The organism is Pseudomonas sp. GD04058 (assembly GCF_029836855.1).
Taxonomy (GTDB): Bacteria; Pseudomonadota; Gammaproteobacteria; order Pseudomonadales; family Pseudomonadaceae; genus Aquipseudomonas; species Aquipseudomonas bharatica.
This window is the reverse complement of the sequence record NZ_JAOECN010000057.1, coordinates 1-23,585: the sequence shown is the minus strand read 5'-3', so window position 1 is coordinate 23,585 and position 23,585 is coordinate 1. Positions and strand designations below refer to the sequence as shown.

The window sequence follows — 23,585 nt, the reverse complement described above, 5'->3', positions numbered from 1 at the left end:
GAGCAGGTAGTGGCCGGTAATGCATTCAAGCAGTTCACCATTAAAACCAATGCGCCCCGATTGCCTATGTGAGGGTCGTGCAGCGTCATTCGGGGTCGCCATCGCTTATCTCTCTGGCATTCGGCAGGGAATGCCACGGATTGTATAACCCCACCCATCAGCCCATAACTGACAGAACTATCAGGTATGCCGCAGAAAAAGAAAGACCGCCTCGACGGCGGTCTTTCAGTAACAGGCAGTGCTGAGGCGATCAGAACGCCGGCAGTACCGCACCGCTGTACTTCTTCTCGATGAAGGTCTTCACTTCAGGCGAGGTCAGGGCCTTGGCCAGCTTCTGGATGGCGTCGCTGTCCTTGTTGTCCGGGCGGGCCACCAGGAAGTTGACGTAAGGCGAGTCGCTGCCTTCGATCACCAGGGCGTCTTTCGCCGGGTTGAGGCCAGCTTCCAGGGCGTAGTTGGTGTTGATCATGTCCAGGTCGACCTGGTCCAGCACACGCGGCAGCATGGCCGATTCCAGCTCGCGGAATTTAAGCTTCTTCGGGTTCTCGGCGATGTCTTTCGGGGTGGCCAGGGCGTTCTTCGGATCCTTCAGGGTGATCAGGCCAGCCTTCTGCAGGAGCAGCAGGGCGCGGCCGCTGTTGCTACCCTCGTTCGGGATGGCGACGGTGGCGCCTTCCTTCAGCTCGGACAGGCTTTTCACTTTCTTCGAGTAGCCACCGAACGGCTCGACATGGACGCCGATCACGGTTTCCAGGTGGGTGCCCTTACCTTCGTTGAAGTTCTTCAGGTACGGCAGGGTCTGGAAGTAGTTGGCGTCCAGACGCTTCTGGTCAACCTGGACGTTGGGCTGCACGTAGTCGGTAAAGACCTTGATTTCCAGGTCCACGCCTTCCTTGGCCAGGGTCGGCTTGATCAGTTCAAGAATCTCGGCATGGGGAACCGGGGTGGCGGCCACCACCAGTTTCTCGCCTGCCTGGGCAAACCCGGCGACCGTCAGCGCAGCGGCCAGGGCAGAGAACAACAGAGCCTTCTTCATGTGCAGTCCTTATTGGTATTGCGCGCCTCGTGGGCGACGATCAGTGTTGGTTGGCCGGGCCCGTGTTGCCCGGCGTGAGGCGGACAATACCGAGATTTTTTATTCCAGAACAATATCTTTTGCTTAGCTTCTTATACCTTTTCGCAATGCGCAGCTTGCAACGCTCTAGCTTGCGACTTGCGCAAGACGCAACAGGGTCTGCTCCAACAATTTGCGTAACGCCTGTCGTTCCTGTTCGTCCGCCAGTTCGGCGAGACGGTCCAGGCGCTGGGCCAGGGCGTGAAGGGGTGTCGGCAGGTTCAGATGTTCCGGCAGGATCTCGTCACCGCTGCCCTGGAGCAGGGCGAAGTGGATAACGTTCTCGAGCTCACGGGTATTGCCCGGCCAGTCGTGCAGCTCCAGCACGCGCTGGGCTTCCTCGCTGAGCAACGGCACCGGGCGGTTGAGTTTGGGGCTGTAGATGCCAACGAAGTATTCGGCCAGCGGCAGGATATCGCCGACCCGTTCGCGCAGGGCCGGCAGCTCCAGCCGGCCCTCATGAAGGTAATCGTAGAGCCGCGGGTGGAAATGCCCGGCCGCGACCGCCTCGGCCAGGTCGATGCTGGAGGCCGCGACCAGGCGTACATCCACCGGATGCGGTTGCTGCGCACCGACGCGGTAGACCTCGTGGTTTTCCAAGGCCGCCAGCAGCTTGACCTGGATCGGCAGCGGCAGGTCGGCGATTTCGTCGAGGTACAGGGTGCCGCCATTGGCCGAGCCGAACCAGCCGGCGCGACTGCTGGCGCTGCCGCTGTGGGCGCCGGCGGCGTAGCCGAAGAGTTCGGCGTCGGCGTAGGTCGGGCTGATCGCACCGCAGTTGACCGAGACGAACAGGCCGCCGCGATCGCTGGCGCGGTGGATCTGCCGCGCCAGCAGCTCCTTGCCGGTACCGCTCTCGCCACGGATCAGCACGGGCAAGGCCAGCGGCGCGAGGATTTCCAGTTCTTCGCGCAGCTGACGCGAGCGCGGATCGACGAACACCAAGGCCTTGGCGCGGATGCTCAGCGGGCTCTTGTCGAGTTCGGGGAAGGTCAGCAGCGGTTGGCCGAAGGTGTCTTCGAGTTTCATGGCAAAGCTCCCGCCCGGGCTCCTGGCCCGGGCGTTGATAAAAGGCAGTAAGGAAAGCGGTACGTGAATCAGGCGCGGCGCAGGGCGCCCTGTTCCATTCGGTTCTGCAGGCGGTACAGGTAGGCGAAGCCCTGTTCCCAGCGGTTATGGCCAGACTTCACGTTGATATGCCCGGCGCCGCCGAGCACCCCGGCTTCGGCGCCCCAGGCGCGGGCCAGTTGCATGGCGCGCGGCGCGCTCACGGCCGGGTCGTTGTCGGATGTCACCACCTGGCTCGGGAACGGCAGCTGGGCCATGGGAATCGGTGCGAAATTGCGCAACGCGGGCGAGCAGGCTGGCCGCTCTACATCCGCCGGGGCCACCAGCAGCGCCCCGCGTACCCGCCGGCGCAATGTCGGGGTGGCCTGGGCGGCCCAATGGGCGACGGTGATGCAGCCCAGGCTATGGGCAATCAGGATCACCGGCGACTCATCGGCGGCAATCGCCTCTTCCAGCGCCGCAACCCAATCCCCGCGCTTGGGCGTCACCCAATCGGCCTGCTCGACACGGGCGCTATTGGGCAGCGTGTTGTGCCAATGGCTTTGCCAATGTTCGTCTGGCGAACCCTGCCAGCCCGGCACAATCAGGTAACGGATCGACTCGTTGCGCATGGGGAATTGCCTCCTGCTGCGGTTTGCGTGCATGACGGCAAGTATTGGTGCTGGGGTTATATTCGTAAAGGAATAAGAAGCTATTTATTAATAACAAAAATTCAATCGGGACCGCCGCGCGGTCCCGTTCCGGTGTCACCGTTGGGGTCGTTGCCAGCTAGCGGTTTCATGGCCTTCGAGGAGCGCATCGACCAGGCCCTTTGCGGCTTCAACGGCGTGCATGGTCAGCCAGGGGAAAGCGCTGGTGTTGGCTTCCGGGGCCAGGGAATGCTGGGCGGATTCATAGGCGCAGCGCAGGAACATCGAGGCGTGGACCAGGGCGCTGTGCGGGTCGATGCCGGCGTTTACGGAGAATAGTGGGGGGTGGGTGGAGGCGCAGTCGCCGAAGGAGCGGGTGCAGGTTGGGGACAGGGGTGGGTCGGGGACGAGTTTTTTCATCAGATTTTCCTTACCTGTTTTAGCCAACATCCTTTTGTTTCCACACAAATGGGTGGCGGCTGTACGCGGGGTGGAAAACCGAGCGGTAAGGAGATACCCGGCAGGCCCGAAAGCCTCCCGCGCACAGCTGCCATAAAGCATGCCTTACCAACCTTGCTCGAGGTTTCCACACCCCGGTCGCTGACCATTCAGCGACCGACGAAGCCTAGAAGGAGTGGTTTCCATGAGCAAGGAAGCAAAGACCGACAGATTGCGTAGGTTACGTCCTAGGACCTCCATCTTCCACAAACTTTATGTTTGCAGGTGTCTGGAATGCGGTCCCTGTGGGAGCTGGCTTGCCAGCGATGGCGTCAGATCAAACAACATCAGTGGCCCTGCTGGCCTCATCGCTGGCAAGCCAGCTCCCACAGGGTCCGTGTCGGCTTCAAGGAAGGTGGCGGCTGGACACAGGGTGGAAAACCGGGAAGGACCATACCCGGCAGGCCCGAAGGCCTCCTGCGTACAGCCTCCATAAATACAAAGGTGGCCACTGCCCAGGCGGTGGAAAACCGGAGGAATGGAACCCCGGCAGGCCATCACGCCTCGCCTGCGCAGCGGCCATGAAGACGGGAAACGCTATCCCCAGCGGCAGCAGCAGGCCAGCAGCTTTGTGTTTGGATATCTGTACAGCTCTCAAGGCTGACCCCGCTCACTCCCTTGTAGGAGCTGCCTGCGATGGACCGCGCAGCGGTCCTTCGCGGCGGTTAGGCGGCCCGACAAGCCACGCTCCGATCGAGGCCAGATGTTAACAAGATGCGTCGGAACGGCCCTGGGCAGATCCGCTAAACATCCACAGCAGCCGGCTTCTCACCGGTAAACGCCCATCTCCAACGAAGCGTTTTGAAAAGAAACACCACATTGTCGCGCCAGTTCACCAACCGTACGCTGCCTCGCTTTCTCCACGAGCACACGTCATGAAATGGAAGGACCTGATCATTGGCGGCAAGATCCTATCGATGGCGCATTTGCAACCATTCGATCTGCAATTCGACGTCGCCGGTGATCCGATTACAGTGAAATTCGAATTCGGTTTCCATTGCTTTACAGACGACAAAGGACACGGCGAGCTGGTGTGTTTCAAATACGAACGCCGCTATTTCTGTGCACACCGCTACGACTGCAGTAAGCAACTGCGTGACTACATGGAGCGACGGTTCTACGAAGGGCTGGCGGTGCCTTACTTCATCAACGGTAACCAGCGGTACTATTGCCTCGACCTGCATGACTACGCCATGTTCTTCTCGATCAGGAAACCGGAGAACACCCGCAATCTGCTCAAGCTACGGGTCATTTCGGCCTATGAAGTTGCCACATGGGGCCGACATTCGCTGCCCAAAGGCAAGCCGCATAACGTTCGCTACATCCTGGAAATGCGCAACGCCGGCAAATCCGTCTGAAAACAAAAAGCCCCAAGGCTTTCGCGCTTGGGGCTTTTGCTGAATCTCAATATCGGCCTGTCCTTTCGCTTTCGCTTTCGCTTATCCCGCTCACTGGCTAGGAGAGGCTTTCGCCTCCGAAATCGATACCCCCTTTCGGGTTCCGGTCCGTATCGACGAAGGCGAATCTACCGCCAGCCAACACTCCCGTCAACCGAGTACCCTACGCCACTTGTCACAAAGCTTATCCACAACCTGTCGGGAACACCGACACGTCAAGCAAAAAAAGACCAGCCCCTGCCACAGGACTGGTCTCAAGTTTGCCTGAGTTGCGTGTTGCTCAGCGGGCGGTGATCACCGAGAGCTTGGTAATCCCCGCGCGTTCGATCGAGGCCATGGCACGCGCCACCTCCCCGTAGTTCACTCCATCATCCGCCTGCAGTTGCACCCGTACCTCGGGATCCTTGGCTTTCGCCGCCTGCAGGTTGGTTTCCAGCAAGTCCGGCTGGATTTCGTCCTTGTTGATGATCAGCTTCCCTGCCCCGTCGATGCTGACCACCAACGGATCCTTTTGCTCCACCGGGGCCACGGCCTCGGTCTTGGGTAGGTTGATCGGAATGGCGTTGGTCAGCAGCGGCGCGGTGACGATGAACACCACCAGCAGCACCAGCATCACATCCACCAGCGGCGTTACGTTGATCTCGCTGAGAACCTCGTCGCTGTCCTGGGTCGAGAAGGCCATGTCACACCGCCTCTTTCACAGGCTGGCCCGCGGCGTTACCGGCCTTGAGCAGCGTAGGGTGGGCGATGACGCGGAAGGCACTCTTCTGCGCGAGGCTGTAGAAGTCGTGGGCGAAGTCATCGAGGTCGGCCGCGGTCAGTTTCAGGCGGCGCAGGAAGTAGTTGTAAACCAGTACCGCCGGGACCGCGACGGCAATACCCACCCCGGTGGCGACCAGCGCCGCACCGATAGGGCCGGCCACGGTTTCCAGGCTCGCCGAGCCCGCCGCGCTGATGCCCTTGAGCGCTTCCATGATGCCCCAGACCGTACCGAACAGGCCGATGAAGGGCGAGGTGCTGCCGATACTGGCGACGACGGCGAGGCCGGTTTCCAGCGAGCGGCGCTCACGGACGATCTGCTGGCGCAGGGCGCGTTCGAGACGGTCCTGGTGATTGATCGAGTGGCTCAGGTCGGTGGCCTGGCCAGGCTCGCCAACGGCGATCGCGGCATAGCCGGCCTGGGCGACGCGGGCAGCGGAGCCTGGCTGGGTGTGGGCCAGGTCGGCCGCCGAATCGAGACTGGAAGCGGCCCAGAATTGCTTGTGGAACCGCTTGTCCTGGTTCTTCAGGCGGACGAACTGCACGGTCTTGACCAGGGCCAGGCCCCAGGTGACCACGGAGAAGCCGACCAGCAGCCAGATCACCGCGCTTTCGATGGATTCAAGGGGGGAGGCCAATAAGCTCATGATGTGTTCTCTCTGTCGTTGCGCGAATTTGGGTTAGCGAATCTTGAAATCGATGGGCACGCTCACCCAGCCTTCCTGGGGTACATCGCCCTGCTTGGCCGGTACGAAACTCCAACGCTTCACCGCGGCCAGCGCGGCGTCATCGAGTTGCTGGCGACCACTGCTCTTCTGGATCTGGATCTCGCCGGGCTTGCCGGTGGCGAGCACCTTGACCCGCAACAGCACCGTGCCTTCCCAGCCGCGACGCTGGGCCAGCGACGGGTATTCCGGCGCCGGGTTCTTCAGGTACGCCGCGTTGGCCGAAGCCGGGGTCACCGGGGCGGGCGCTGGCGGAGCCGGCGGCGCGGGTGGGGCTGGCGTCGGCGGGGTCGGCGCTGGCGGCTGCTCCACCAGTTTCGGTGCGGGCTTGGGCTTGGGCGTCGGCTTCGGTACCGGCTTGGGTTTGGGCTTGGGCACCGGCTTGGGCGGTGGCGGCTTCACGGCCAGCTCGTCCTCGACCGGTGGCGGTGGTTCCACCACCGGCGGCGGCGGCTCGACCACCGGTGGTGGCGGCTCTACCACCGGCGGCGCCGGCTGGGAGAATTCGATGGTCATCGGTGGAATTTCCGGCGGCACTACCGGCAACACCGGCGTCGGCGCCTGGCTGACCCAGTACGCGGCAGCGCCATGCAGGACCAGGGCGAACACTCCCAGCAGGACTTTCTCGCGACGGTTCAGAGCACTGCGCGGCGTACGCTGCAAACGCTGTTGCCCAAGCGGCGAACGGTGCGGCCGGCCGAGGTCGACCAGTTCGCCCGGCGTCGGGCGCCACAGCACATCAGCGGCACTGGCGGCGGTCTGGACATTACCCATTGATCAACTCCTGGGGGTTCGGTGCATGCTTCGAAGGCGCTGTTGGATTTCGCCTTCGTTTGGCCGAATGATCCGCGCCAGACGCTTATCTCTGAAAGTAATCTTTGAAGTTATGGATAGAATTTTCAGATATATGAAATTTATCCACAGGCCTGGAAGCCTTGTAGATCAAGGGCTGCAGCGAAGCGGGCAAATCGCCATGCCTTTGCTGCATTGAAAATATTCCCCAAAGGCATGGGAAATCCGCATTAAAGCGCGGGCGCAGCGTGTCGGCCGCCAATGGGTGGGCGTGGTCAACGGGTGAGAGAGGGGATCGGGAGGGGAGATGGAGCTGGGGCAGTTCGATGGATTTTCAGTGGGTCGAGGGCCCTATCGCGGGTGAACCCGTCACACAGGGGCCGGGTACATCGCCGGATCCACGGTGAGGCTGATGGCCTCATCGCTGGCAAGCCAGCTCCCACAGGGTTCTGGGTCAACCGCAGCATTCGTGCCCGGCGCGGACCTTGTGGGAGCTGGCTTGCCAGCGATTGCGGTAGTGAATTCACCCGCGATGAGGCCCTCAAGGCCTTAGATATTCTCGACCTTCTGCCAGACCTTCGGCTTGAAGAACAAGGTCTCGCCACGTGCCAGCCCGGCCAGGCTGTCGTGATCCTTGACCACCTCGGCCTCGATTAGCTCGCTTTGCCCTTCCACCTTCAGGGTCACCCGGGTGGTCGCGCCCAGCGGCCGGATATCCCGCACTTCGGCAACGTGATGGCCTTCCACTTCATGCCGCGACAGCGACACTTCATGCGGGCGGAACAGCACGTGCTGGTTCTCGCTCAGGTGCAGGCGGTTGGAATCGCCGAGGAAGTGGTAGACGAAATCACTCGAAGGATTTTCGTAGACGTCTCCCGGCGAGCCGATCTGCTCGATGACACCCTTGTTCATCACCACGATGCGGTCGGCCACTTCCATGGCTTCTTCCTGGTCGTGGGTGACGAACACGGAGGTCAGGTTGATGTCTTCGTGCAACCGCGCCAGCCAGCGGCGCAGCTCCTTGCGAACCTTGGCATCCAGGGCGCCGAACGGCTCGTCCAGCAGCAACACCTTGGGCTCCACCGCCAGGGCGCGGGCCAGGGCGATACGCTGGCGCTGGCCACCGGACAACTGCTCCGGATAACGATCCGACAGCCAGTCCAGTTGCACCATGTTCAGCAGCTCATGGACCTTCTCGGCGATCCTGCTTTCGCTCGGACGCTCGCCCTTGGGCTTCATGCGCAGGCCGAAGGCGACGTTGTCGAACACGCTCATATGGCGGAACAGCGCGTAGTGCTGGAACACGAATCCGACGTTGCGATCACGCACGTCGTGGCCGGACACGTCTTCGCCGTGGAACACGATGTTGCCGTTATCCGGGGTTTCCAGGCCGGCGATGATGCGCAGCAGGGTGGTCTTGCCGCAGCCGGACGGGCCCAGCAGGGCCACCAGCTCGCCGCTGTTGATATCCAGGTTGATGTTGTCCAGGGCCTGGAAGCTGTTGAAGCGCTTGCTGACGTTACGAACTTCGATCGACATGAATTATTCCTCCGCCGCACTTTGGCGCAGACGGTTAATGCGGTTCTCGCTCCACTGCTTGAGCAGCAGGATGAAGAGCGCCAGGATCAGCAGCAGGCTGGCTACGCTGAACGCCGCGACGTGGTTGTATTCGTTGTAGAGGATCTCGACGTGCAGTGGCAGGGTGTTGGTCACGCCACGGATGTGGCCGGAGACCACCGACACCGCGCCGAACTCGCCCATCGCCCGCGCGGTACAGAGCACCACGCCATAGATCAGGCCCCATTTGATGTTCGGCAGGGTCACGTGCCAGAACATCTGCCAGCCGTTGGCGCCGAGCAGGCGCGCAGCCTCCTCTTCCTGGGTGCCCTGCTCCTGCATCAGCGGGATCAGTTCGCGGGCAACGAAGGGCACGGTGACGAAAATGGTCGCCAGCACGATGCCCGGCAAGGCGAAGACGATCTGGATATCGTGGTCCTGCAGCCAGGGGCCGAACAGGCCCTGGGCACCGAACATCAGCACGTAGACCAGGCCGGCGATCACCGGCGAGACCGAGAACGGCAGGTCGATCAGGGTGACCAGGATGCTCTTGCCACGGAAGTTGTACTTGCTGACGCACCAGGCCGCGCTGACACCGAACACCAGGTTCAGCGGCACCGAGACGGCCACGGCGATCAAGGTCAGCTTGAGGGCGGACAGGGCATCGGCTTCGAAGATGGCTTCGAAGAAGGTACCCACACCCATCTTCAGGCCCTGGGACACCACGATCACCAGCGGCAGCAGCAGGAACAGGGCGAATATCAGCCAGCCAAGGCCGATCAGGATGCGCCGGGCGGTAGCGCTGCCACGGCGGGCGGCGTTGGCCGAAGCGGCCGCGCCAATTGCGGATGCAGACATGCTCAGGCCTCCTTCAAGGGGTTTCGATGCGCCGCTGCAGCAGGTTGATCAGCAGCAGCAGGATGAAGGAAACCACCAGCATCAGCACGCCGATGGAGGTCGCGCCGGTGTAGTCGTACTGGTCGAGCTTGACCATGATCAGCAGCGGCAGGATCTCGGTCTTCATCGGCATGTTGCCGGCGATGAAGATCACCGAACCGTACTCGCCGACACCACGGGCGAAGGCCAGGGCGAAGCCGGTGAGCCAGGCCGGCAGCAGCGCCGGAGCCAGCACATGGCGGAACACCTGCAGCGGCTTGGCACCCAGGCAGGCGGCGGCTTCCTCGACTTCACGGGGAATATCCGCCAACACCGGCTGCACCGTGCGCACCACGAACGGCAGGGTGACGAAGGTCAGCGCCAGGGTGATGCCCAGCGGCGTGTAGGCGATCTTGAAGCCAAGGTCGGTGGCGAACTGCCCGACCCAGCCCGACGGGGCGTACAGGGCGGTCAGGGCGATACCGGCAACGGCGGTGGGCAGGGCGAACGGCAGGTCGATCATCGCCTCGATGATCTTGCGCCCCGGGAAGGTGTAGCGCACCAGTACCCAGGCCAGCAGGGTGCCGATCACGCCATTGATGATGGCGGCGAAAAGGGCGGTGCCGAAACTCAGCTTCAGCGCAGCGAGTACTCGCGGCGCGCTGACGATGTTCCAGAACTGTTCCCAGGTGAGTTGGGAGGCGTGGACGAACATGGCCCCCAGCGGTATGAGCACAATCAGGCTGAGGTACACCAAGGTGTAGCCCAGCGTCAGCCCGAAGCCGGGTATGACGGGGGATATACGACGAGACATAAAGGTCCTTGGTCTAGCTGGTTTTCACACTGCGCATTCGGGGGCTGCCCTGCAGCCCATGCAGGAAAGCCAGCGCCTGCAGGGTCGTGGTGAACCCTGTAGGAGCTGGCTTGCCTGCGATGGACCGCAAAGCGGTCCCAGGGTCACTGTGCAGAATAGATCTGGTCGAACACGCCGCCATCGTTGAAGAACTTGGGTTGGGCAGTCTTCCAGCCACCGAAGTCTTTGTCGATAGTCACCAGGTCAAGTTTCGGGAACTGGTTGGCGTACTGCGCGGCCACTTTCTCGTCACGCGGACGGTAGAAGTTGTCGGCAGCGATCTTCTGGCCGACCGGGCTGTACAGGTACTTGAGGTAGTCCTCGGCGATCTTCTCGTTGCCCTTCTTCTCGGCGTTCTTGTCGACCACGGCCACCGGTGGCTCGGCGAGGATCGACAGCGATGGCACGACGATTTCGAACTTGTCGCTGCCGCCGTCTTCCTTCAGCGCCAGGAAGGCTTCGTTTTCCCAGGCCAGCAGGACATCGCCCTGGCCGTTGTTGACGAAGGTGATGGTCGAGCCGCGGGCACCGGTGTCCAGGACCGGAACGTGCTTGAACAGCTCCTTCACGTATTCCTGGGCCTTGGCTTCGCTGCCGCCGGCCTTCAGGCCGTAGGCCCAGGCTGCGAGGAAGTTCCAGCGGGCGCCGCCGGAGGTTTTCGGGTTCGGGGTGATGACCGAGACGTCCTTCTTGATCAGATCGCCCCAGTCCTTGATGCCTTTCGGGTTGCCCTTGCGCACCAGGAACACGATGGTCGAGGTGTACGGCGTGCTGGCATCCGGCAGGCGGGTCTGCCAGTTCTCCGGCAGGGTCTTGCCAAGCTTGGCCACTTCATCGATGTCGCCGGCCAGGGCCAGGGTCACCACGTCGGCGCGCAGGCCGTCGATCACCGCACGGGCCTGTTTGCCCGAGCCGCCGTGGGATTGCTGGATCTTCACCTTGTCGCCTGGGTTGGCCTGTTGCCAATGCTTGATGAACTCGGCGTTGTACTGCTGGTACAGCTCACGGGTCGGGTCGTAGGACACGTTCAGCAGTTCGTAGTCCTTGGCGATGGCGGAACCGGCAAAAACAGCACTGGCCAGCGCGGCCAGGGCATAACGGCGGATAGACATGGTGAAGCTCCCGATTGGCTTTTTTCTAATTAGGTAGACCAGGGCGCGCGAGCTTCAGCTCGGCTTGTTGCCCGAGTTTTGCAGGCGGAATTTTTCCTTGCGTTCGATCTGTACGACTTGCGCGTTGTGCACGGTGATCTCTACCGCGCCGAAACGCAGGTCGCGCAGGGCGCTCTGGATTTCTCGCAGGATGGTGGCTTCGTCCTGACCGTCAACGCTACGCAGAGATGCGCTCATGCTCGTGCTCCTGAAAATGAGGTGGCCCGGGAGCAGCATGTAGGAACGTGACTGCACCTGGTGTGGGAGCAATCTTATGAGGCGCTGAATATTCTTAAAAATACTATTTAAGAATTTTTATATAACTGAATTATCTGGAGCTCTTTCGGGCCCAATCGCTGGCAAGCCAGCTCCCACAGGGTACGCGTCGCACAAGACTCTGTGGGAGCTGGCTTGCCAGCGATGAGGCCCTGACTACCAGCGAAGATCCCGAGCCGGCACCGGTCGTCCATACCAGTACCCCTGCCCCATGTCGCACTGGTGCTCCAGCAGGAAACGCGCCTGTTCCGACTGTTCGATGCCCTCGGCATGGATCGCCATGCCCATGCTCCGCGCCAGGGCGATGATTACCCGGACGATCGCCACGTCATCGTCATCCCCGGGCAGCCCGGCAACGAAGCCCTGGTCGATCTTCAGTTTCTGCACCGGCAGGCGCTTGAGCCGCAACAGCGAGGAATAGCCGGTACCGAAGTCGTCGATGGCCAGGCGCAGGCCCAGGTCGCGCAGGCGATGGAGTTGCTCCAGCGCCACTTCGTGGTCATCCATCACCGCGCTTTCGGTCACTTCGATTTCCAGGCGCGACGGTTCAAGGCCGGTGTCGTCCAGCACCTGGGCGACCTGCTGGTACATCTCGCGATGGGCGAACAAGCGGCTGGAGACATTGCAGGCGACGAAGTCGAGCACCCTGCCCTCGCCCAGCCAGCGCACCATCTGCTGGCAGGCCTGGCGCATCACCCACATGTCGATGTCGGCGATCAGCCCGGTACGTTCGGCAATGGGGATGAACTCCCCCGGCGAGACCATCCCGCGTTGCGGGTGCTGCCAGCGCACCAGGGCCTCCAGGCCGATCATCCTGCCGCTGAACAGGTCGTGCACCGGCTGGTAGTAGACCTGCAGCTCACCCTGTTCCAGGGCCCGGCGCAGCTCGCTGGCGGTTTCCACCCGCTGCTGGGCGTGGGCGGTGAGCTCCTCGGTGTACAAGGCATAACCGGAACGGCCATTGCTCTTGGCCTTGAACAGCGCCGCATCGGCGTTGCGCAGCAGTTGCTCGGCACTCTGTGCATCGCCGGGAAACAGGCTGATGCCAATGCTGACGGTACTGAACAGCCGGTGGTTTTCCAGCTCGTAGGGTTCCTTCATCACGTTGACGATCAGTTGCGCAAGATCGGCCGCCTGCCCGACCTGCGCGCAGTTCTCGCTGAGGATGGCGAACTCGTCGCCGCCCAGGCGGGCCAGGGTCACGCCCGGGTCGATCACCAGCTTGAGACGGTCGGCCACGGCCTTGAGCAACTGGTCGCCGATGTTATGGCCCAGGCTGTCGTTGATGTTCTGGAAATGGTCGAGATCGAGCAGGAGCAAGGCGCAGCCGCGCTTGTTGGTTTGCGCCGCGGCCAGTGCCTGCGCGGCCCGGTCATTGAACAGCAGGCGGTTGGGCAGGTTGGTCAGCGGGTCGTGGTGGACCAGGTGGGCCAGCTCGCGCTCGGTGTGCTTGATCGCGCTGATGTCGCTGAAAACTGCAACATAGTGTGTCAAACGGCCGCTATCGTCGCGAATTGCGCATATGGTTTGCCATTGCGGGTACACTTCGCCGCTCTTGCGCCGGTTCCAGACTTCGCCGCTCCACTCGCCCTTGTCATGCAGGGCGCTGTACATGGCCTGGTAGAACGCCTGGTCATGCCGTCCGGACTTGAACTTGTTGGGGCGCTGGCCGATGACTTCGTCACGGCTGTAGCCAGTGATGTTGATGAAGGCGCGGTTGACGTGGACGATGATCCCGTCGCCATTGCTCACCAGCACGCCCTCCAGGGTGCTGTCGAACACTGCGGCGGCCATGCGCAGGCGCTCGCGGTCCTCGCGCCTGAGGCGCGCGCCGACACCGATGAAGTTGAGCAGGCGTACCCGGGAGACGAAGATGAGAAAGGCGCTGCAGCCCGCCCACACATAGGCATTGACCAGCTGCCAGGCGGCCTTTTCAGCCGGATCATCGAAAACACTGCTTAATATTTGATCAGAAACAACCAGCCACAGTAGCGACAGCACCAGGTACAGCGCGGCCATGCGCAAGGCTTCTCGTGCGGAAACAGACATAGCGTCCCAGATGCCCACATCAAAAGATGGGGCATTATAGGGATAGTTTTCCCGGTTGACCTCCTATCTAAAAGGCCGACTGGTTTTATTTGACATGGTGGTAATAATGTCCATCGCTGTTCAACCGCTCTAAGAGGGCACTCCCACCTATGTGGTATTACGGTTTACTCGACCTGTCGGCCTGGCAACTGCTGGCGGTCACCCTGCTGATGACCCACGTGACCATCGTTGCGGTCACGATCTACCTGCACCGCTATTCGGCGCATCGCTCGCTGGAGCTGAACGCCGGGCTCAAACACTTCTTCCGCTTCTGGCTGTGGCTGACCACGGCGCAGAACACCCGCGAGTGGACGGCCATCCACCGCAAGCACCACGCCAAGTGCGAAACCGAGGACGATCCACACAGCCCCGTGATCAAGGGCCTGTCCACCGTGCTGCGCAAGGGCGCCGAGTTGTACCGCGCCGAGGCGCAGAACCCGGACACCCTGCGCATCTATGGCAAGAACTGCCCCGAGGACTGGATCGAGCGCAATCTCTATTCGCGCTACAAGCTCGGCGGTATCGCCCTGATGGCGGTGATCGACCTGCTGCTGTTCGGCACCATCGGCATCACCATCTGGGCCGTGCAGATGATGTGGATTCCATTCTGGGCCGCCGGCGTGATCAACGGCCTGGGCCACGCGGTGGGCTATCGCAACTTCGAGTGCCGCGACGCCGCCACCAACCTGGTGCCCTGGGGCATCGTGATCGGCGGTGAGGAGCTGCACAACAATCACCACACCTACCCCAACTCGGCGAAGCTGTCGGTGCGGCGCTGGGAGTTCGACATGGGCTGGGCCTGGATCAAGCTGTTCACCTGGCTGCGCCTGGCCAAGGTGCAGCGGGTCGCACCGATCGCCCACCGGGTCGAAGGCAAGGGCCATCTGGACATGGACACCGCCATGGCGATCCTCAACAACCGCTTCCAGATCATGGCCCAGTACCGCAAGCTGGTGATCGGCCCGCTGGTCAAGCAGGAGCTGGCCAGGGTGGACGACTCGGTGCGCCACCAGTTCCGCCGCGCCAAGCGCCTGCTGTCGCGGGAAACCAGCCTGCTGGAGGACCGCCATCACCAGCGCATCCAGACCCTGCTCGAACACAGCCATGCGCTCAAGGTGATCTACGAGAAGCGCCTGGCCTTGCAGCAGATCTGGGCCCGCACCAGCGCCAACGGCCACGATATGCTCGCGGCAATGAAGGACTGGGTGCACGAGGCCGAAGCCAGCGGTATCCACTCGCTGCGCGAGTTCGCCGCGCAACTGAAAACCTACTCGTTGCGCCCTGCCCTGGCCTGACAGCCCCGTCCATCGCAGCGCCCCTATACGGGGCGCTGCGACCGGAACTTCCCTCCCGAATCAAGTTCTTACCAGATATGTCGCCCGCCTGGCGGGCCGGGCCGTGGCTGCCCCCAGCGCCTTACTAGAAGTACTGCGAACATGGTCGAGAACACCCCGCCGTTCAACCCGCCTCCCGAGGCTGCCCAGACATTGCTGGCCCTGATGCATGCACAAGGCGAGGTTGCCCGCCTGAGCGAGCGCGAGCAGTTGTTCAACTCGCTGCTGGACAGCGTCAATGCCGTGCTTTGGGCCTTCGATTGGGAAACCCGCCAGGTGCTGTATGTCAGCCCGGCCTACGAGCGCATCTTCGGACGTTCCGCCAGCCTGTTGCTGGCCGACTACAACCAATGGCGCGACGCGATCTACCCTGACGACCTCGACCATGCCGAGCGCACCCTGGCCGACGTGCTGGTCAAGGGCGCCGTGGAGGATCGCGAATACCGCATCATTGCTGCCGACGGCCAGGTGCGCTGGCTCAGCGACAAATGCTTCATCAACCAGCAAAGCGAAGGCCAACGGGTGATCGTGGTCGGCATGGCCGAGGACATCACCGAGAAGAAACAGCTCGAAGGCGAGCTGCAGCGCCTGGCGACCACCGACGTGCTGACCCAGAGCAGCAATCGCCGGCACTTCTTCGAATGCGCCGGGCAAGCCTTCGAGCGCGCACGGGTCGAAGGGACGCCGTTGTCCTTCCTGTTGCTGGATATCGATGACTTCAAGCAGGTCAACGACACCTACGGGCATCCCGAAGGTGACCAGGTGTTGCAGCGCATCGCCGACAGCGGCAAGGCCGCACTAAGGCGCGGAGACCTGTTCGGACGCATCGGTGGCGAGGAATTCGCAGCGGTGTTTCCGGGATGTCCGCCAGAGATGGCGATGCAGGTGGCCCAGCGCCTGCAGCGGGAGATCCAGCGCCTGAGCTTCAGCCATGAAGGGCAGACCTACGGGATCACGGTGAGCCAGGGGCTGACCGGGCTCAATGGCGAGGACGGCGACCTGGATGACCTGTTCGCCCGGGCGGACGCGGCGATGTACCAGGCGAAGCGGCAGGGGAAGAACCAGATCGTCCTGGGCTGATCCTGATTTGATGTTGCTCTTTCGGGCCCTATCGCTGGCAAGCCAGCTCCCACAGGTTGTGGGAGCTGGCTTGCCAGCGATAGGGCCCGGAAGATCAATAGAGAATCCTATTCCTTGCGCAACCGCGCCAGCTCCGCCCGTCCTACCTTGAGCAACCGCGCGGTCTTCCCGGCCGCCAGCTCCTCCAATCCGTCCTCCGTCGCCAGCCGCGCCATCTGCCCGGCCAGGTTCATTACCAGGTCCTCCCGGGAATACACTCCACCGCCCAGTTGATAAACCGCCGCGATCAGCTCACGCAGCTCCAGCGGCAGGCGCCAGCGCGTGCGCAGGGCCGAGCCATAGGCTGCACCCGCCTGGTTCAGCGCCACCTCGACCTCGTTTTCGTCCAGCTCGCCACCGGCCAGCCGCCATTCCTGAAGGCAGCGCAGCAGCGCCAGGTCACCCAGGCAATGCAGCAACCCGGCGCAATAGCAGCGCTCGTAATCCAGTTCGAGCATTTGCGCCAGCTTGCGCCCGTATTCCGCGGTGCGTAGCGAAAGCTGCCAGTACTGCTCGGCGTAACGCCCCAGCACCGGGTCGCTGAGCCTGGCGCTGCGCTTGAGAGTCAGGCCGAGGATCAGGTTCATGCTTTGGGTCGTGCCGAGCTTGTTCAGCGCCTGCAGCAGGGTCTGCACCCCGCCCTCGCGATGCAAGGCTGCGCTGTTGGCCGCGGCGATCAGCACGGCGGTGATCTGCGGGTCGCTGCGCACTTCCTCTTCCAGCAGCCGCAGGTCCAGGCCCTGCGGATTCAACGCGCGCTTGATCGCCTGCTGCACGTCGGCGAACAGCGGCCCGCCGTCGGCCACCGCGCGGTGCTCCTCGATGAAGCGCGACAGCGTCACCCCGGCGCGCAACGGCGGCACCTCGCAGGCAATCGGCCCGCTGCCCTTGAGCAGCTGTTCTTCAAGACGCTGGCGCAGCGCATCGAGGTTGAGCGGCTTGGTCAGGTAGGCCGTCGGCGCCAGCGGCAGTGCCTCGCGCACACTGGTCACGTCGCTGCGGCTGCTGATGATGATGAACGGCAACGCCGGCGTGCGCGGCCGCGAGCGCACCTTGCGCAGCAGTTCCAGGCCGTCCAGGCCGGGCAGTTCGCGGGCGGCGATAATCAGGTCGGGCTTGCCCGAGAGGCCCTCCAGCGCTTCGTTGCCATTGGCGCAGACTTTCACTTCGGCGTCACAACGCACACTGAGCAGCATCTGGGTCAGCATGTCCCGCACCCAGGGGTCTCCCTCGGCGATCATCACCTTGGGCGAGGTGGCGGGGTCTACAGCAGTCATTGGAATCTCCTTACGGCCATCACGCGTTCCAGCGTACCTTCCAGGACATCTCCTGTAATCCTTAGAAACCTTAGCGCTCAAAGTTCATCACGCAGGCGAAAAAAAACCCGCCGAAGCGGGTTTTTTCTCTAGCGCATCACAAATCAGGCAAGTTCGGCGAAGCACTCTTCGATGATCGCCAGGCCTTTGTCCAGCAGCGCGTCTTCGGCGGTCAGCGGAACCAGGATCCGCAGGACGTTGCCGTAGGTGCCGCAGGACAGCAGGATCAGGCCCTTGTCACGCGCCTTGGCTACCACTGCGTTGACGGCAGCAGCGTTCGGGGTGTGGGTGCCTTTCTCGAAGACTTCCACCGCGATCATCGAGCCCAGGGCACGCACGTCACCAATGATCGGGTGCTTGGCCTGGATAGCCTTCAGGCCGGTAACCAGACGCTCGCCGACAGCCTGGCTGCGCTCCAGCAGTTTCTCTTCCTCGAACACTTCGATCACGGCCAGGGCCGCGGCGCAAGCGATCGGCGAACCAGCGTAGGTGCCGCCCAGGCCGCCCGGGGCGATGGCGTCCATGTACTCGGCCTTGCCGCACACACCAGCCAGCGGGAAGCCGCCAGCGATGGATTTGGCGAAGGTGGTCAGGTCAGGCGCGACGCCCATCTGTTCCATGGCGAAGAAGGTGCCGGTACGGCCAGCGCCGGTCTGCACTTCGTCGGCGATCAGGAGGATGCCGTGCTGGTCGCACAGGGCGCGCAGGCGCTTCATCAGCTCTTTCGGAGCAGGCAGGAAACCGCCTTCGCCCTGTACCGGCTCGATGATGATGGCAGCGATGTCACGCGGCTCGGCGTCGTTCTTGAAGATGCGTTCGATGGAGGCGATCGACTCGTCGACGCTCACACCGTGCAGCTCGTTCGGGAACAGCGCGCGGAAGATGCCGCCTGGCATCAGGCCCATGCCTGCGGAGTAAGGCACGACCTTGCCGGTCAGGCCCAGGGTCATCATGGTGCGACCGTGGTAGCCGCCGGTGAAGGCGATCACGCCAGCGCGGCCAGTGGCGGCACGGGCGATCTTGACGGCGTTCTCGACGGCCTCGGAGCCGGTGGTGACCAGCAGGGTCTTCTTGGCGAAGTCGCCTGGCACGCGCGCGTTGATCTTCTCGCACAGCTCGACGTAAGGCTCGTAGGCCAGGACCTGGAAGCAGGTGTGGCTGACCTTGGTCAGTTGTTCCTGGACTGCCGCGACCACTTTCGGGTGCAGGTGGCCGGTGTTCAGTACTGCGATGCCGCCGGCGAAGTCGATCAGTTCGCGGCCTTCAACGTCGACCACGGTCGCGTTCTTCGCGGTATCGACGAAGATCGGGTGGATCTGGCCTACGCCACGTGGAACGGCGTTGACGCGACGCTGCATCAGGGATTCGTTGGTCTTGCTCATAGAGTCCTCAATTCGCCGATTGGGCGGCGAGTTCAAGAGGGTGGCCGGGAGTCATTGCAGGCAGCATGCGTTGATCGACTGCTGCAATGGCCCGGCCGCCGGGTGTTCCTGTGTAAAAAAGGCCAGCGAGACGTCGCTCTCGCGCCCCGCTGGCAGAGGTAAAGCCTTAACCGCGACTCAGATGCTGAGGCACAGGTATTTGATTTCCAGGTAGTCCTCGATGCCGTACTTGGAGCCTTCACGGCCCAGGCCCGACGCCTTGATACCACCGAACGGCGCGACCTCGTTGGAGATCAGGCCGGTGTTGATGCCGACCATGCCGTATTCCAGCGCTTCGGCGACACGGAACACGCGGCTCATGTCACGAGCGTAGAAGTACGATGCCAGGCCGAACTCGGTGTCGTTGGACATGGCGATGACTTCGGCCTCGTCCTTGAAGCGGAACAGCGGCGCCAGCGGGCCGAAGGTTTCTTCCTTGGCGACGGCAGCGGTCTTCGGTACATCGACCAGGATGGTCGGCTCGAAGAAGTTGCCTTCGATCAGCTTGCCACCGGACAGCACCTTGGCGCCCTTGGAGACGGCGTCGTCGATGTGCTCCTGGACCTTGGCCACGGCCTTGCCGTCGATCAGCGGACCGGTAGTGGTGCCTTCTTCCAGACCGTTGCCGATCTTCAGCTTGGCGACCGCGGCTTTCAGCTTCTCGGCGAAGGCGTCGTAGACACCGTCCTGCACGTAGATGCGGTTGGCGCAGACGCAGGTCTGGCCGTTGTTGCGGTACTTGGAGATGATCGCGCCTTCGACGGCCTTATCCAGGTCGGCGTCGTCGAACACGATGAACGGTGCGTTACCGCCCAGTTCCAGGGAAACCTTCTTGATGTCCTTGGCGCATTCTTCCATCAGCTGGCGGCCGATTTCGGTCGAACCGGTGAAGGACAGCTTGCGCACCAGCGGGTTGCCGGTCAGTTCGGAGCCGACTTCGCCAGCGCTGCCGGTGATCACGCTCAGCACGCCAGCCGGGATGCCGGCACGGGTAGCCAGCTCGACCAGGGCCAGGGCGGAGTAAGGGGTCTGCGAAGCGGGCTTGAGCACCATGGTGCAGCCAGCGGCCAGGGCCGGGCCGGCTTTACGGGTGATCATCGCCGCCGGGAAGTTCCACGGGGTGATGGCGGCGGTGACGCCGATCGGCTGCTTGATGACAATCAGGCGCTTGTCCGGCTGGTGGCCAGGAATGACGTCACCGTAGACGCGCTTGGCTTCTTCGGCGAACCACTCGATGAAGGAGGCCGCGTAGGCGATCTCGCCCTTGGCTTCGGCCAGCGGCTTGCCCTGCTCGGTGGTCATCAGGCGAGCCAGGTCGTCCTGGTTCTCGATCATCAGCTCGAACCAGCGGCGCAGCTTGCTGGCGCGCTCCTTGGCGGTCAGGGCACGCCAGGCCGGCAGCGCCTTGTCGGCGGCTTCAATGGCACGGCGGGTTTCGGCAGCGCCCATTTTCGGCACGGTACCGATGACTTCACCAGTGGCCGGGTTGGTCACCTTGATGGTCTGGCCGCTGTCCGCATCCAGCCACTCACCGTTGATGAAGGCTTGCTGACGGAACAACTGAGCGTCTTTGAGCTGCATGTCGACTTCCCTTGAACACCGTGCACGGACGGCGCGAATTATTGGTAGTTGAGTAAGCACCCTGCGGGGCGCTTGCCTGTAGGAATGAGGCACCGGATCCGGGCCAATGTTCCACTCGCAGGCGTCGAGCGTTTGAAATCTCGAACGAGATCCTAGGAGCAACCCGATAAAAGGACAAGAGGGCGTTCGAAAAAAAGAACGATTGACGGAATGGGTGGTAGGGGCAGGCGACCGGCGGTGCCCTCACTGGCCCTATCGCTGGCAAGCCAGCTCCCACAGGGATCGTCCAACCTGTGGGAGCTGGCTTGCCAGCGATGAGGCCATCAGCAACCCCCAAGCTCCTTCAGGTAGGCCCAGGGATAGATCCCCCGCTCATGCCCGTCACTGAACACCACCTGGACACCATAGCCCTGCCCTTCCACCCGCTCCACCCGCACAGTGTCGCTGACCAGATCGATCCGCCCGCCCAGCCGCCCCGCTCGACATTGCGAACAGGGGCATGCGCCCCGCAGCCGCGCATGGCTGATCACCTGCTCGCCATCGCGCCATTGCAGCACCAGCTCGCCCGCCTCACGCCGGTTGCGCACCGCGCTCGGGGCGATCATCAGGCGGCGCCTTGCAACTGGACCAGGGCGATGCGCACCGCCTTGCGCACTTCCGGATCGCTGTCGGCCTCGGCTTCACGCAGGGCCGGCAGCGCCGCCGCATCGCCCAGTTCGCCAAGCGCCAGCGCCGCTTCCTTGCGCAGGTTGGCGATGGCATGCACGAGCAATTCGGCCAGCCCACCCAGCGCCGGACGATGACGCAAACGCCCCAGCGCACGCGCCGCGCGCAGGCGAACCTGCCAGTAGCCGTCCTGCAAGGCGTCGATCAATGCCGCTCCGGCCTCTGCCTGCCCTACCTTACCCAGGGTGGTCGCCGCCTCTTCGCGCACTTGCCAGGCGTCGTCCTTCAAAGCGGCGGTAAGCGCCGCAAGCACCGCGCCATCGCGGCCGAGACCGAGAGCGCCAATGGCCGCACGCCGCACCTCGGTATCCGGCTCCTCGGCCGCCAGTCGAGCCAGCGCCGGCAAGGCCGGCTGATGCTTGAGCCACCCCAGGATGCCCACCGCTTCGCGACGCACCGCCGCCTCCGGGTCCGCCAGCGCCAGCAAGGCCGGGCCGGCCGCCTCTTCAAGACGCAGTTCGCGCAAGGCGCGCAAGGCACTGGCCCGAACGAAGGCATCGGCATGGGTGGCCCAGGGCAGGATCAGTTGCCCTGCTTCCAGGCTTTTCAATTCGCTAAGGCTTTGTGCTGCCGCCAGGCGCACCGGCTCGGCAGTGTCTGCCAGCGCGGCGCAGAGCGCCTGCACCACTTCAGGTTCTTCCCACGCCTCCAGCAGCCGCGCGGCCTCGGCGCGCACCTCGGGCGCCGGGTCGACCAACAGCGCATCGGTCAGCCAGGGCAGGCCGTCGGGTTCTTCCAGGTCCGCCAGATCGATCAGGGCGATGCGGCGCACGGCGGCGTCCGCGTCGTTGATTCGCGGCAGCAACTCACGGATTTCTGGGTTGTCGCTGGTTCTTTCGCTCATAGGGCAATCCGTAGCGGTGGGTGGTCGCTGTCCGGCAGGCCCAGCGGGGTCAGGCGCGGCAACTCGCGGCCCTCCTCGTGGCGCAACAGGGCCAGGCAGTGACGCTTGAGATGGGTGAATTCCGGGCTGGTCAGCAGGCTGGCGCGGCGCGGGCGGGAGAAGGTCAGGCGCAGGTCTTCGATAAAGCGCCCGGGGCGCGGGCTCATCACCAGGATGCGATCGGCGAGGAACAGCGCCTCGTCGATGTCATGGGTGACGAAGACCACGGTGGTGCGGATGCGCGTCCAGATATCCAGCAGCAGTTCCTGCATGCGTGAACGGGTCTGGGCGTCGAGGGCTCCGAAGGGCTCGTCCATCAACAACAGGCGCGGGCGGTTGATCAGCACCCGGGCGATCTCGGCGCGCTGCTGCATGCCGCCGGACAACTGGCTCGGCCAGCGCTCGGCGAAATCGGCAAGGCCGACCAGTTGCAGCATCTCCAATGCTCGACGTTGCCGCTCGGCCTTGCCCTGGCCCTGCATCTTCAGGCCGAAGGCGACGTTGTCCAGCACACTGCGCCACGGCAGCAGGGTGTGGTGCTGGAAGACCATGCCACGTTGCGGCGAAGGCCCGTCCACAGCCAGGCCGTCCACCTGAAGTTGCCCGCCGCTGGGCACCAGGTGCCCGGCCAGCGCACCGAGCAAGGTGGACTTGCCGCACCCCGATGGCCCGAGAATGCACACGAACTCTCCCGGCTCGATGGTGAAATCCAGCGCCTGTACCGCCTCGAAGGCCTGGTTGCCTTGCCCGAGGCGGATGGATACGCCGCGGGCATCGATCCGCCCCGGCTCCGGGGCTTGATGATAACTGCTCATCACGAGGCCTTCCGCAGGCGATACCAGGGCGTCGCCAACGCGCCGAGGCGCTTGACCAGGGCGCTGCTGCCCATGCCCAGCACACCGATCAGGAGCATGCCGACGATGATGTCCGGGTAGTTCTGCAAGGTGTAGGACTCCCAGGTGTAGTAACCGATGCCGAACTGCCCGGAGATCATCTCGGCGGTGACCAGACAGAACCACGAGGTGCCCATGCCGATGGCAAGGCCGGTGAAGATGCTCGGCAGTGCGCCGGGCAGCACCACTTCCCGCAGGATCGCGAAGCGCCCGGCGCCGAGGCTGCGGGCCGAGGCCAGCAGGCGCGGGTCCACCGCCTCGACGCCGTGCACGGTATTGAGCAGCACCGGGAACAGCGCGCCGGTGAAGGTGATGAACACCATGGACAGCTCGGACGACGGGAACATCAGGATCGCCAGCGGAATCCAGGCTACGGCGGGAATCGGGCGCAGCACTTCCAGGGGCGGCAGCAGGGTGTCCTCGGCCCATCTGGAGCGGCCAATCAGCAAACCGAGGCCGACACCCAGCACCGCCGCCAGCAGATAGCCGGCGAACACCCGCGACAGGCTGCTGACGAGGTGCGCGACCA

Annotated in this window: 23 protein-coding genes; 3 read left to right on the top strand and 20 right to left on the bottom strand. The window is 63.3% G+C overall.

Going from position 1 to position 23,585, the window contains the following annotated elements; all coding sequences use genetic code 11:
- Window positions 1–250: 250 nt before the first annotated feature.
- The 4 genes from N7650_RS26325 to N7650_RS26310 form a co-directional block, all read right to left on the bottom strand.
- On the bottom strand, window positions 251–1,036 hold the full coding sequence (locus N7650_RS26325) for a MetQ/NlpA family ABC transporter substrate-binding protein (RefSeq protein WP_009394008.1): 786 nt from the start codon (window positions 1,034–1,036) through the stop codon (window positions 251–253).
- A gap of 165 nt (window positions 1,037–1,201) precedes the next feature.
- Window positions 1,202–2,143, bottom strand: a complete 942-nt coding sequence (locus tag N7650_RS26320) for a sigma 54-interacting transcriptional regulator (RefSeq protein ID WP_009394010.1) — start codon at window positions 2,141–2,143, stop codon at window positions 1,202–1,204.
- Window positions 2,144–2,211: 68 nt separating this feature from the next.
- Window positions 2,212–2,793 (bottom strand): alpha/beta hydrolase, encoded by a 582-nt coding sequence (locus tag N7650_RS26315; protein ID WP_009394012.1) that lies wholly within the window; start codon window positions 2,791–2,793, stop codon window positions 2,212–2,214.
- Between the two features lie 135 nt (window positions 2,794–2,928).
- On the bottom strand, window positions 2,929–3,231 hold the full coding sequence (locus N7650_RS26310) for a DUF3077 domain-containing protein (protein WP_037058290.1): 303 nt from the start codon (window positions 3,229–3,231) through the stop codon (window positions 2,929–2,931).
- 953 nt (window positions 3,232–4,184) lie between these two features.
- Here N7650_RS26310 and N7650_RS26305 point away from each other — a divergent pair.
- The gene (locus N7650_RS26305) at window positions 4,185–4,667 is read left to right on the top strand and encodes a hypothetical protein (protein WP_009402783.1); all 483 of its coding nucleotides are present in this window, start codon (window positions 4,185–4,187) and stop codon (window positions 4,665–4,667) included.
- Between the two features lie 319 nt (window positions 4,668–4,986).
- Here N7650_RS26305 and N7650_RS26300 read toward each other — a convergent pair whose 3' ends face one another.
- From N7650_RS26300 to dibA, 9 genes are all read right to left on the bottom strand, one after another.
- Complete coding sequence (locus N7650_RS26300) at window positions 4,987–5,388, bottom strand: biopolymer transporter ExbD (protein WP_279900677.1); 402 nt, start codon at window positions 5,386–5,388, stop codon at window positions 4,987–4,989.
- A 1-nt stretch (window position 5,389) separates the two neighbouring features.
- On the bottom strand, window positions 5,390–6,112 hold the full coding sequence (locus tag N7650_RS26295) for a MotA/TolQ/ExbB proton channel family protein (RefSeq protein ID WP_009402778.1): 723 nt from the start codon (window positions 6,110–6,112) through the stop codon (window positions 5,390–5,392).
- Between the two features lie 33 nt (window positions 6,113–6,145).
- The gene (locus N7650_RS26290; protein WP_279900676.1) at window positions 6,146–6,964 is read right to left on the bottom strand and encodes an energy transducer TonB; all 819 of its coding nucleotides are present in this window, start codon (window positions 6,962–6,964) and stop codon (window positions 6,146–6,148) included.
- Between the two features lie 567 nt (window positions 6,965–7,531).
- A complete protein-coding gene (locus N7650_RS26285; protein WP_279900675.1) occupies window positions 7,532–8,521 on the bottom strand; it encodes a sulfate ABC transporter ATP-binding protein in 990 nt (329 codons plus the stop codon).
- 3 nt (window positions 8,522–8,524) lie between these two features.
- A complete protein-coding gene (gene cysW / locus N7650_RS26280) occupies window positions 8,525–9,397 on the bottom strand; it encodes a sulfate ABC transporter permease subunit CysW (protein WP_009402772.1) in 873 nt (290 codons plus the stop codon).
- A gap of 13 nt (window positions 9,398–9,410) precedes the next feature.
- Entirely contained in the window at window positions 9,411–10,229 is an 819-nt protein-coding gene (gene cysT / locus N7650_RS26275; RefSeq protein WP_009402770.1) for a sulfate ABC transporter permease subunit CysT, read from the bottom strand.
- A gap of 143 nt (window positions 10,230–10,372) precedes the next feature.
- Window positions 10,373–11,380: a sulfate ABC transporter substrate-binding protein gene (locus N7650_RS26270; RefSeq protein ID WP_009402769.1), complete on the bottom strand. Its 1,008-nt coding sequence runs from the start codon at window positions 11,378–11,380 to the stop codon at window positions 10,373–10,375.
- A 54-nt stretch (window positions 11,381–11,434) separates the two neighbouring features.
- A complete protein-coding gene (gene oscA, locus N7650_RS26265) occupies window positions 11,435–11,617 on the bottom strand; it encodes a sulfur starvation response protein OscA (protein ID WP_009400195.1) in 183 nt (60 codons plus the stop codon).
- Between the two features lie 234 nt (window positions 11,618–11,851).
- Window positions 11,852–13,744: a phosphodiesterase DibA gene (dibA, locus tag N7650_RS26260; protein WP_279900674.1), complete on the bottom strand. Its 1,893-nt coding sequence runs from the start codon at window positions 13,742–13,744 to the stop codon at window positions 11,852–11,854.
- A 149-nt stretch (window positions 13,745–13,893) separates the two neighbouring features.
- Here dibA and desA point away from each other — a divergent pair, with 149 nt between their 5' ends.
- Both desA and N7650_RS26250 read left to right on the top strand, forming a co-directional pair.
- Complete coding sequence (desA, locus tag N7650_RS26255; RefSeq protein WP_064303150.1) at window positions 13,894–15,078, top strand: delta-9 fatty acid desaturase DesA; 1,185 nt, start codon at window positions 13,894–13,896, stop codon at window positions 15,076–15,078.
- 141 nt (window positions 15,079–15,219) lie between these two features.
- The gene (locus N7650_RS26250) at window positions 15,220–16,197 is read left to right on the top strand and encodes a sensor domain-containing diguanylate cyclase (protein WP_279900672.1); all 978 of its coding nucleotides are present in this window, start codon (window positions 15,220–15,222) and stop codon (window positions 16,195–16,197) included.
- Between the two features lie 107 nt (window positions 16,198–16,304).
- On the opposite strand, the gene N7650_RS26245 is transcribed toward N7650_RS26250, so the two are convergent.
- The 7 genes from N7650_RS26245 to N7650_RS26215 all read right to left on the bottom strand — a co-directional run.
- Entirely contained in the window at window positions 16,305–17,513 is a 1,209-nt protein-coding gene (locus N7650_RS26245; protein ID WP_009400184.1) for a response regulator, read from the bottom strand.
- Between the two features lie 143 nt (window positions 17,514–17,656).
- Entirely contained in the window at window positions 17,657–18,934 is a 1,278-nt protein-coding gene (gene gabT / locus N7650_RS26240) for a 4-aminobutyrate--2-oxoglutarate transaminase (RefSeq protein ID WP_009400183.1), read from the bottom strand.
- Between the two features lie 177 nt (window positions 18,935–19,111).
- Window positions 19,112–20,554 (bottom strand): NADP-dependent succinate-semialdehyde dehydrogenase, encoded by a 1,443-nt coding sequence (gene gabD, locus N7650_RS26235; RefSeq protein WP_009400182.1) that lies wholly within the window; start codon window positions 20,552–20,554, stop codon window positions 19,112–19,114.
- A 323-nt stretch (window positions 20,555–20,877) separates the two neighbouring features.
- Window positions 20,878–21,159, bottom strand: a complete 282-nt coding sequence (locus tag N7650_RS26230) for a gamma-butyrobetaine hydroxylase-like domain-containing protein (RefSeq protein ID WP_279900670.1) — start codon at window positions 21,157–21,159, stop codon at window positions 20,878–20,880.
- Entirely contained in the window at window positions 21,159–22,124 is a 966-nt protein-coding gene (locus tag N7650_RS26225) for a HEAT repeat domain-containing protein (RefSeq protein ID WP_279900669.1), read from the bottom strand. Before N7650_RS26225 ends, N7650_RS26230 begins: the two co-directional genes overlap by 1 nt.
- Complete coding sequence (locus tag N7650_RS26220) at window positions 22,121–22,978, bottom strand: ABC transporter ATP-binding protein (RefSeq protein WP_279900668.1); 858 nt, start codon at window positions 22,976–22,978, stop codon at window positions 22,121–22,123. The genes N7650_RS26225 and N7650_RS26220 overlap by 4 nt, the downstream gene beginning before the upstream one ends.
- Window positions 22,978–23,585 (bottom strand): ABC transporter permease (locus N7650_RS26215; RefSeq protein ID WP_279900667.1); only part of this gene is annotated, 608 nt, incomplete at its 5' end. The genes N7650_RS26215 and N7650_RS26220, both read right to left, overlap by 1 nt.

What these genes read in the sequence shown, in the direction of transcription:
- N7650_RS26305 (WP_009402783.1), top strand. Translation starts at nt 4,185, where the DNA reads ATGAAATGGAAGGACCTGATCATTGGCGGCAAGATCCTATCGATGGCG.
- oscA (WP_009400195.1), bottom strand. Translation starts at nt 11,617, where the DNA reads ATGAGCGCATCTCTGCGTAGCGTTGACGGTCAGGACGAAGCCACCATC.
- N7650_RS26220 (WP_279900668.1), bottom strand. Translation starts at nt 22,978, where the DNA reads ATGAGCAGTTATCATCAAGCCCCGGAGCCGGGGCGGATCGATGCCCGC.
- cysT (WP_009402770.1), bottom strand. Translation starts at nt 10,229, where the DNA reads ATGTCTCGTCGTATATCCCCCGTCATACCCGGCTTCGGGCTGACGCTG.
- gabT (WP_009400183.1), bottom strand. Translation starts at nt 18,934, where the DNA reads ATGAGCAAGACCAACGAATCCCTGATGCAGCGTCGCGTCAACGCCGTT.
- N7650_RS26295 (WP_009402778.1), bottom strand. Translation starts at nt 6,112, where the DNA reads ATGAGCTTATTGGCCTCCCCCCTTGAATCCATCGAAAGCGCGGTGATC.
- cysW (WP_009402772.1), bottom strand. Translation starts at nt 9,397, where the DNA reads ATGTCTGCATCCGCAATTGGCGCGGCCGCTTCGGCCAACGCCGCCCGC.
- N7650_RS26320 (WP_009394010.1), bottom strand. Translation starts at nt 2,143, where the DNA reads ATGAAACTCGAAGACACCTTCGGCCAACCGCTGCTGACCTTCCCCGAA.
- N7650_RS26300 (WP_279900677.1), bottom strand. Translation starts at nt 5,388, where the DNA reads ATGGCCTTCTCGACCCAGGACAGCGACGAGGTTCTCAGCGAGATCAAC.
- N7650_RS26290 (WP_279900676.1), bottom strand. Translation starts at nt 6,964, where the DNA reads ATGGGTAATGTCCAGACCGCCGCCAGTGCCGCTGATGTGCTGTGGCGC.
- N7650_RS26245 (WP_009400184.1), bottom strand. Translation starts at nt 17,513, where the DNA reads ATGACTGCTGTAGACCCCGCCACCTCGCCCAAGGTGATGATCGCCGAG.
- N7650_RS26225 (WP_279900669.1), bottom strand. Translation starts at nt 22,124, where the DNA reads ATGAGCGAAAGAACCAGCGACAACCCAGAAATCCGTGAGTTGCTGCCG.
- N7650_RS26310 (WP_037058290.1), bottom strand. Translation starts at nt 3,231, where the DNA reads ATGAAAAAACTCGTCCCCGACCCACCCCTGTCCCCAACCTGCACCCGC.
- N7650_RS26285 (WP_279900675.1), bottom strand. Translation starts at nt 8,521, where the DNA reads ATGTCGATCGAAGTTCGTAACGTCAGCAAGCGCTTCAACAGCTTCCAG.
- gabD (WP_009400182.1), bottom strand. Translation starts at nt 20,554, where the DNA reads ATGCAGCTCAAAGACGCTCAGTTGTTCCGTCAGCAAGCCTTCATCAAC.
- dibA (WP_279900674.1), bottom strand. Translation starts at nt 13,744, where the DNA reads ATGTCTGTTTCCGCACGAGAAGCCTTGCGCATGGCCGCGCTGTACCTG.
- desA (WP_064303150.1), top strand. Translation starts at nt 13,894, where the DNA reads ATGTGGTATTACGGTTTACTCGACCTGTCGGCCTGGCAACTGCTGGCG.
- N7650_RS26230 (WP_279900670.1), bottom strand. Translation starts at nt 21,159, where the DNA reads ATGATCGCCCCGAGCGCGGTGCGCAACCGGCGTGAGGCGGGCGAGCTG.
- N7650_RS26315 (WP_009394012.1), bottom strand. Translation starts at nt 2,793, where the DNA reads ATGCGCAACGAGTCGATCCGTTACCTGATTGTGCCGGGCTGGCAGGGT.
- N7650_RS26270 (WP_009402769.1), bottom strand. Translation starts at nt 11,380, where the DNA reads ATGTCTATCCGCCGTTATGCCCTGGCCGCGCTGGCCAGTGCTGTTTTT.
- N7650_RS26250 (WP_279900672.1), top strand. Translation starts at nt 15,220, where the DNA reads ATGGTCGAGAACACCCCGCCGTTCAACCCGCCTCCCGAGGCTGCCCAG.
- N7650_RS26325 (WP_009394008.1), bottom strand. Translation starts at nt 1,036, where the DNA reads ATGAAGAAGGCTCTGTTGTTCTCTGCCCTGGCCGCTGCGCTGACGGTC.